Source organism: Chamaesiphon sp. VAR_48_metabat_135_sub, assembly GCF_031418915.1.
GTDB lineage: Bacteria > Cyanobacteriota > Cyanobacteriia > Cyanobacteriales > Chamaesiphonaceae > Chamaesiphon.
On the sequence record NZ_JANOJV010000082.1, the window covers coordinates 1 to 8,431 of the forward strand.

8 protein-coding genes, 1 rRNA gene and 1 pseudogene are annotated in these 8,431 nt (G+C 42.7%); 6 read left to right on the plus strand and 4 right to left on the minus strand.

The window, feature by feature from the left end:
• On the minus strand, positions 1-891 hold an 891-nt coding region (locus RMO55_RS06420; protein WP_310425014.1), incomplete at its 3' end, for a homogentisate phytyltransferase.
• A 119-nt stretch (positions 892-1,010) separates the two neighbouring features.
• Between RMO55_RS06420 and RMO55_RS06425 the strand changes: the two genes are divergently transcribed.
• The 6 genes and pseudogenes from RMO55_RS06425 (at position 1,011) to ligA (ending at position 6,049) form a co-directional block, all read left to right on the plus strand.
• A complete protein-coding gene (locus RMO55_RS06425) occupies positions 1,011-1,922 on the plus strand; it encodes an alpha/beta fold hydrolase (protein ID WP_310425016.1) in 912 nt (303 codons plus the stop codon).
• Positions 1,923-1,987: 65 nt separating this feature from the next.
• Complete coding sequence (locus RMO55_RS06430) at positions 1,988-2,593, plus strand: Uma2 family endonuclease (RefSeq protein ID WP_310425018.1); 606 nt, start codon at positions 1,988-1,990, stop codon at positions 2,591-2,593.
• An 18-nt stretch (positions 2,594-2,611) separates the two neighbouring features.
• The gene (locus RMO55_RS06435) at positions 2,612-3,169 is read left to right on the plus strand and encodes a peroxiredoxin (RefSeq protein ID WP_310425021.1); all 558 of its coding nucleotides are present in this window, start codon (positions 2,612-2,614) and stop codon (positions 3,167-3,169) included.
• A gap of 93 nt (positions 3,170-3,262) precedes the next feature.
• Positions 3,263-3,474, plus strand: a pseudogene (locus tag RMO55_RS06440) (DUF433 domain-containing protein).
• Positions 3,474-3,806 carry a DUF5615 family PIN-like protein gene (locus RMO55_RS06445; protein ID WP_310425024.1) on the plus strand — a complete coding sequence of 111 codons (333 nt, stop codon included), beginning with the start codon at positions 3,474-3,476 and terminating at the stop codon, positions 3,804-3,806. Before RMO55_RS06440 ends, RMO55_RS06445 begins: the two are co-directional and overlap by 1 nt.
• A gap of 173 nt (positions 3,807-3,979) precedes the next feature.
• Entirely contained in the window at positions 3,980-6,049 is a 2,070-nt protein-coding gene (ligA, locus tag RMO55_RS06450) for an NAD-dependent DNA ligase LigA (protein ID WP_396134196.1), read from the plus strand.
• A gap of 84 nt (positions 6,050-6,133) precedes the next feature.
• Here the strand turns inward: ligA and RMO55_RS06455 are convergent, their stop codons facing one another.
• From RMO55_RS06455 to rrf, 3 genes are all read right to left on the minus strand, one after another.
• Positions 6,134-6,367 (minus strand): hypothetical protein, encoded by a 234-nt coding sequence (locus RMO55_RS06455; protein ID WP_310425027.1) that lies wholly within the window; start codon positions 6,365-6,367, stop codon positions 6,134-6,136.
• A gap of 139 nt (positions 6,368-6,506) precedes the next feature.
• The gene (locus RMO55_RS06460; RefSeq protein ID WP_310425029.1) at positions 6,507-8,060 is read right to left on the minus strand and encodes an NAD(P)H-hydrate dehydratase; all 1,554 of its coding nucleotides are present in this window, start codon (positions 8,058-8,060) and stop codon (positions 6,507-6,509) included.
• 236 nt (positions 8,061-8,296) lie between these two features.
• Positions 8,297-8,414, minus strand: a 5S ribosomal RNA gene (gene rrf / locus RMO55_RS06465).
• Positions 8,415-8,431 lie beyond the last annotated feature (17 nt).

Below are 8,431 nucleotides of genomic sequence, written 5' to 3' on the forward strand. Positions count from 1 at the left end.
AAAACAAGCAATCGGAAACAGCAGATATTCAAAGAAAAATAATTTCCAGATAAATTGATAGAAACTAGCGATCGAGTCTTTTTGTTCTAAATCTATATCCTGACTGCGCCACCATAATAATCCAAGTAATCCAGCATGAGAGATAACTAAGAACCAAGTATTAAGGGCTGGTGAAATCAATATTCCCGCACCAATAGTAGCTAAATAAGCGATTGTAATTGCCCAACGAGTAAAATTAAAAACGTTTGGCTTGCCTAATGCTAGCGTGAAAGTCTGAATTTGATATTGTCGATCGCCTTCAATATCTGGGACATCTTTAAAAATAGCAATTGCAATGGTAAATACTAAAATAAATAGAGTCAAAACCCAAATACTAGGCGGTATCGTATCCGTACCTGTAAGAACTCGATCGAAATGTAAAAACAATCCTAAATTAACAATACAACCTCGAACTGTCAAGATACAAATAGCCGCCAACAGCGGATACTGTTTGAATCGAATCGGCGGCAAAGAATAAGCAGTCCCGATCGTTAAACTTACCGCAACTGTTGCAAACAACCATTTACCTAGACATGCAGCGATCGCAATCGCCAAAATACCTGTAACTCCAACGATCCATTTTCCTTGGATAATCGATAAACTACCACTAGCTAATGGTAGATCGGGTTTATTTACTCGATCGATCTCCACATCATAGAGTTGATTCAATCCAACAATATAGATATTCCCCAATAGACAAGCAATCCAAGTTCCTAACAGTTGGATTGCATTCATCGATGAGATCGAACTATGATTGGTCGCTATGGCGATCGAATAGAGCGCGAACACACTCAGACTCGTCCCAATAATTGTATGCGGGCGAGAAAACTTCCAAAGTTGTGATAGATACATTCGGAATAGGTGATAAAAATTGAAATGGACTAAGGCATGGAGACAGCAGTTGTGTCGTTGGCGCATTCTCTCCCCCAGGAGAATCGCGTTAGAATACCCTCATTGCCAACATACTCTATATGACTTCGATTGCTACTCTGACTGCAAATTCTACCTGGATGTGGCGCGGACATCAGATTAATTATCATACCGCTGGAGACACGGGCGCAGCAGTATTACTAATTCATGGTTTCGGGGCTTCCGTCGGACATTGGCGCAAAAATATTCCCGTACTTGCCGAAAGTTGTCGGTGTTATGCGATCGATCTGATTGGTTTTGGCGCATCAGATAAACCCAAACCTAGTCCCAAACTTGAATATACCTTTGAAACCTGGGCCGAATTAATTGTTGATTTCTGTCGAGAAATAATTGGCAGTCCGACAATATTGGTCGGTAACTCGATCGGCTGTGTGGTCGCTTTACAAGCTGCTGTAACTGAACCAAAATTATTTACAGGTGTGGCAATGCTCAATTGCTCCTTGCGACTATTGCACGATCGCAAACTAGCGCAGATGCCCTTATATCGTCGATGGGGCGCACCAGTCCTCCAGTCTATCCTCACTATACCAGCAATCGGCAATTTCTTTTTCAAGCAGCTCGCCCAACGAAAAGTCGTTCGCAAAATCCTCTTACAAGCCTACCATCGCCCTGAAGCCGTCAGCGACGAACTAATCGATATTCTGATGGCTCCAGCCGCAGACGCGGGCGCAGCGGATGTATTCCTACAGTTCACAGCCTATTCCTGGGGGCCATTACCCGAAGATCTCTTACCGCAATTATCATGTCCTGCGATCGCGATTTGGGGTGCAGCCGATCCGTGGGAACCGATCGAGCTAGGGCGCGAATTGATGAATGTATCTACAGTGAATGAATTTGTCGAACTCCCGAATGTCGGTCATTGTCCCCAAGATGAAGCACCAGAATTAGTCAATCCCATTCTCATCGAGTGGATTCATAAATTGGGTCGCAAGAATATATCCGCTGTTGAGTAGCAGCATGGGCTAAAATTACCTTAACTAGATGAAGTTATTTCGGTGTTAAGTCACACAAAATAAACATGGTACTAGCAGAATCTAAGACAATTAGCTTTGATGATTTTATCGCCTGGTTGCCAGAGCGATCTGCATTTCGCTACGAACTTAGAGATGGAGAAATTTTGGAAATGCCCAAACCACGCGGTAAACATTCGGAAATAGCTGGTGAGATATCGGGCAAACTATATCTAGAAATTACCCGATTGGATTTACAGTATTTAATCCCGCGAGAATCGATCGTTAAATCGATCGATAGTAAGTCTGGTTATGAGCCAGATGTTATCGTCTTGGATAAAGGACTGCTAGCTCAGGAGCAACGGTGGGAGACTGAATCGATTATTACTCAAGGTAGTTCGGTAAAATTAGCTATCGAAGTTGTATCGACTAATTGGCAAGATGATTATGCTATCAAACAGATTGCTTACCAAGCACTAGGTATTCAGGAATATTGGATTGTCGATTATTTAGGATTGGGCGGACGAAATTTTATCGGGCATCCCAAACAGCCAACTATTTCAATTTATTATCTAGTTGATGGCGAATACGATCTACATCAATTCAGAAGCAATGAGCGAATTGTATCTCCAACATTTCCCGATCTAGAACTATCGATCGATCTACTTATTTAAGAAAGTATTCCTAATTTGATGCAATATTCCCCCGATTTCTCAAAATTGCCGATTCCAGAGGATGATGGCGGATGTAATCATCTATTAGGTGAAAGATTGCCCGCCGTGATGCTTGCTTCAACTCGTGGTAATCAGTTGGACTTGTCAGCTATTCAGGGAAAAGTTGTGGTTTACTGTTATCCAATGACTAAGCAACCTGATGTACCGATACCGGATGGATGGGAGAAGATTCCTGGTGCGGCGGGTTGTACTCTGCAATCTTGCGCTTTTCGCGATTTTAATGCTGAATTACAAGTTTTGGGAGCGCGTATCTATGGACTCAGTACACAAGAGTCTTTATACCAACAGGAAACTGTTGAAAGACTCCACTTACCATTTGAGCTGCTCAGTGATGCAGATTTTGGATTTACAAATTTGTTGCAATTGCCAACATTTGAGGTGGAAGGTAAGCGATTAATTAAGCGACTCACCCTGATTGCCGATGGTGGCAAAATAGTTAAAGTCTTTTATCCAGTTTTCCCACCAGACAAAAATGCGCAAGATGTCTTAGATTGGTTCGTGCAAAATGCCGATTAAGTAATGGCAAAGATGTTAGGCTACAATCAGAAAGGCAATAAGATTTTTAATCTGTGATTCTGATGGCAAGATTTACACACAAGACACAATTTTATGGATTACCAAGATATCATTACAATTGAGCCTGGAAAACGCAGTGGCAAACCATGTATTCGGGGAATGAGAATCACTGTAGCTGATACATTAGAGTATCTAGATGGTGGAATGACACAAGCAGAGATTTTGATGAACTCATATCAGAAGATATCAAAGCTTGTCTAGAGTTTACAGCCGATAGTGAGAAAAAATTATTTGTGAGTTTGTGATGAAATTACTATTGGAAGAAAATTTATCAAGTCAGATTGTCCGTAAAATCATCGATTTATATCCTGATTCGGCACATATCAAGAATTTAGGGCTAAAAAATACTGATGATAGTTCAATCTGGGAATATGCAAAGATGAATGATTTTGATATCGTTTCCAAAGACGCTGATTTTTATCAGCGCAATTTACTTTATGCTGATGCTCCCAAGTTTATCTATCTGTGGATTGGGAATAGTCCCACGATAGAAATAGTTGAGATATTGAGAGATAATTTTGACACGGTCTGTCAGTTTGAAAATAGCGAATCAGCAAGTATATTAGTATTGGAATAATGGTGGCTTAAATTACACGGCTCAGGAGTATCCCAGTAGGGGCAATTCATGAAGCGGCGGTTTTATTCGGAGGTTCCCTCCGAATAAAAAACCGACAAGACATTGCCCCTACTGAGATACTACCCTATATACACAAGTCTGGATAGAACCGAGCCATATTTCGATCGAGTCTTGTGGAATCGATAGGATTCTTGTACTATAGAGGTACCGTTGAGCAGCGATCGATCGTGACACCTGAAATCATTACCCGCACCGAGCAACTCCGCACCAAACTCCAGTCGGCTGGCTATGCTTATTATGCTCTGGATAATCCAGTGATGGAGGATGCCGTATATGACAGGTTATATCGAGAGCTGCAAGATTTAGAACAGCAATATCCCGCATTAGTTACTCCCGATAGCCCCACGCAACGAGTCGGCGACCGTCCCGCTTCGGGGTTTGTTTCAGTTAAACATAATATCTCGTTATATAGCCTGGAAAATGCTTTTGACATGGCAGAATTTGCCAAGTGGGAGGCAGGTTGGCAACGGAAGTTAGAAACGAAAGATAGTGCTGAATATGTCTGCGAATTAAAAATCGATGGTTCAGCGATCGCGTTAACATATAAGCATGGTTTATTGATACGTGGTGCGACTCGCGGCGATGGCGATGCAGGGGAAGATATCACCCAGAATGTCAAGACGATTCGATCGATTCCACTCAAATTAAACATCGAAAATCCACCCCCAATTGTCGAAGTTCGGGGCGAAGCTTTCTTACCCATCGCTGTATTTAACCAACTCAATCAGGAACGAGAAAAAACAGGCGAACAATTACTCGCAAATCCGCGTAATGCCGCCGCTGGAGCATTACGCCAATTAGACCCCAAAATGGTCGCCCAACGCAAATTAGATTTCTTTGCTTACACGCTACAAATCCCTTCCCAAACTAATTTCAATAAACATTCCCAATCCCTAGAATTGCTAGAAACAATGGGATTTAAAGTCAACCCCCACCGCACATTATGCCCCGATTTAGCAGGCGTGGGCGAATATTACGATCGCTGGAATACCGACAGACTAAACCTAGCCTACATGACCGATGGAGTCGTCGTCAAAATCAACGATCTCGCCCGCCAACAAGAATTAGGCTTCACCAACAAATTCCCCCGCTGGGCGGTAGCTCTCAAATATCCCGCCGAAGAAGCACCAACGCGAGTCTTAGACATCGTAGTAAACGTCGGCAGAACGGGGGCAATTACGCCCTTGGCGCACCTTGAACCAGTCCAATTGGGAGGAACCACCGTCCAACGGGCAACGCTCCATAATGGCGATCGAATCGCCCAATTAGATCTTCGCATCGGCGATACGGTAATTGTCCGTAAAGCAGGGGAAATTATTCCCGAAATCGTCCGCGTGTTGACGGATTTGCGCCCGTCTGGGACGTTGGTTTTTAAAATGCCCACAAATTGCCCTGTGTGTGACTCGATTGTAGTCAAGCCAGAGAGCGAAGCGGTGATGCGCTGCGTCAATCCTAGTTGCGCGGCAATCCTCAAGGGTTCATTAGTGCATTGGGTGAGTCGCGATGCGATGGATATCAATGGTGTCGGCGAGAAATTAGTCGAGCAATTAGTCGATAGTAAATTGGTGACTTCGATTGCCGATTTATACGATTTGACTGTTGAGAAATTAATGACGCTAGAGCGGATGGGCGAGAAGTCAGCAACGAAAACTATCGAAGGAATCGCTAATTCTAAATCCCAACCTTGGGCGCGGGTATTATATGGTTTGGGAATTAGACAGATTGGGAGTAATGGTTCAAATATTCTGACAGATAAGTTTACCTCAGTCGCACAATTATCCCAAGCTACTATCGCACAGATGGAAGGTATCTATGGAGTCGGTTTTGAGACAGCTCAATCTGTGAGTATGTGGTTTCGACAACCTGATAATATGAGTTTGATCGATCGACTAAAAGCAGCGGGATTGCAATTCGATAAATCTTCAGAGCCTATTGTTGAGGCGGCTAGTCAGATATTTGCCGATAAAACGTTTGTGATTACGGGTACTTTGCCAACAATGAAGCGGGATGAGGCAAAAGATTTGATTCAGAAAAATGGTGGGAAGGTTTCGGATTCGATTAGTACTAAGACTGATTATTTAGTTGCAGGTGAGAAGGCGGGATCGAAGTTGGCGAAAGCGGAGAAGCTGGGGGTTAAGGTGATTTCTGAAGAGGAGTTGCTGGGGTTAATGGCTGAAAGTTAGATGATCGAAAGTGCAAAGTGCTCATCGTAAGACTTCTACTGATGAATCGCAGTTCACTCTACATCTTTCTCCAGAATATCTAGTTTATTTCAGCGACCAAATTGGCATTTCATAAGTAGGATCTGATGCTTTCCAAAGTGATACACATTTTTCATGTTGGTTAATTTGAAAGGCTACTCCGTTAGCTGGCCCGTATCTTGTTACGATAAGCTCACAAGGAATAGACGATCTAATTTCAACTAACTTTTGCATCGACCAATCATCTTTTTGTAATATTTTCTTGATTCTATTTAATCCTTTTAATCCATCAGAAGGCATTTTATCGAGTCTAACAATCGCATCTACCCACCCGTCAGTAACTGGCTTAGGAGATAAATATGTATAGCAACCTAACTTGTGCCATTCTTCTAAATCAAAGATTATTTTGTCTAAATAATTATTACTATTTTATCTCAAACTATCTAGACTCGCTAGTATTCTGAATCACAGTCGTTAAATATTGAGTCAAAGTCAACGGATCTACACCCAGATCTCCGCGCTCATTCGCCGCCAAAATTCCCGCTTGACTATGCCACCAAGCCGCAGTTGCGACGACTTCTGAAATAGCCAAATCTTCCCGACTATTAGTTGCAATTAAACCACCGATTAATCCTGTCAAAATATCGCCGCTACCACCTCTAGCTAAGGCTGGAGTACTATCAGGAATAACGATCGAATTACCATCAGCTCCCGCAATCACAGTCCTCGCTCCTTTGAGTAATATAATTGCTTGACTAGCTTGCGCTGCGGCAATTGTAGCGGTGAGTTTATTAGCAGTGGGGATTTTGAGAAATAGCCGCTTAAATTCACCGAGATGGGGCGTTAAAATTGTTGGGTGTTCGCGCTTTGATATTGTCGTTTCGATGCCCAATTTGGCGATAATATTTAGCGCATCGGCATCGAGAATAATTGGACAATTTGCTGCTAGGATTTGTTTAACTATCTTTGATGGTCGATCGGTTAAACCACAGCCACAGGCGATCGCTTGATACTTACTAAAATCTAGTTCGGGTAATGATTTAATCGTCCCTGCTTCGGTTTCAGGACAGCCGATAATTAAGGCTTCTGGTAAGTAGTTTAATAATAGTGGTCTGAGCGAATTTGGTACGGCAATTGAAAGCATCCCCACCCCCGTCGCTCTCGCACCCAATCCAGCGAGAATTGCTGCGCCTGCATACTGCTCGGAACCGACTATTAGTAATAAATGTCCTTGCTGATATTTATGGGTGGTTGCTGCTCGATCTACAGGCAAATTAGCAACTGCTCGACTAGTCGTCATCCCGCTGATTGTCGGCTTTTCTGCTAGTACAGTATCGATGTCTGTCAATAGCAGATCGAAATCGATTAGCTCAGTTTTGCCTAAATATTCGATCGCTTGCTCCTGTAAGAAAGCTAGTTTCCACAGCCCCAAACAGAGTGTATGAGTAGCTTTAATTGCAATCCCTAAAACAGCCCCAGTATCTGCATGAATCCCCGAAGGTAGATCGATACTGACTACTGGAATTTTGGATAGATTAATTAACTCGATCGATTCAAATAGACTACCGGTAATTTCCCGATTTAAACCAAACCCAAATAGTCCATCGATAATAACATCACAATTACCTAAACTTTCGACATTTTCAACTATATTGATGCCGAGATTGGAAATATAGGCATAATGTTGATTAGTCAACTCCCGCAACTCTTCTGACGGGACATAAATTGAAACTTGATAACCTTGAAACCACAACTCACGTGCAACGACTAGCGCATCGCCACCATTGTGACCCATTCCGACTAATATTCCCACCCGATTCGATCGAGGGTATAAAGCTTGAAATCGTCTCGCAATTAATCCCCCCACCTTTTCCATCAGTGCAGCGACGGGCATTCCTGCTGCAAATATCTTACCTTCGATTTGCTGCATCTGTTCCGTGGAAACCAGCAATCGATCTAATGATTCAGAACGACTGAGAATTATTTTTGGCATTAGTGATAGTGATACAAAATAGTGCTTAGAATCGCTCTAATTCTCGCACATAATAAGTCTGATAATTTTAGTACTGAAAATGCTTAAAGACTTGCTCTAATTTGGGGCTTTTTGGAGGTTATTCCGTAACAGGTCTAATAATCACTCTAATCTAAATAATAACCACGATCGTATAAATCGCCTAACAAAGAAACTCCTAACGAAGTCATTAGGAGTTTCTCTATACTAAATATTAAGCTTGGCATCGAGCTATTTTGACAGGGGGCAACCCCCCAACTATCGTCGCCGCAATAGCGTTTCACCTCCGAGTTCGGGAAGGGATCGGTGTGGTTCCACTATGCCATAGACACCAAGCAGGTGTACATCGCTGC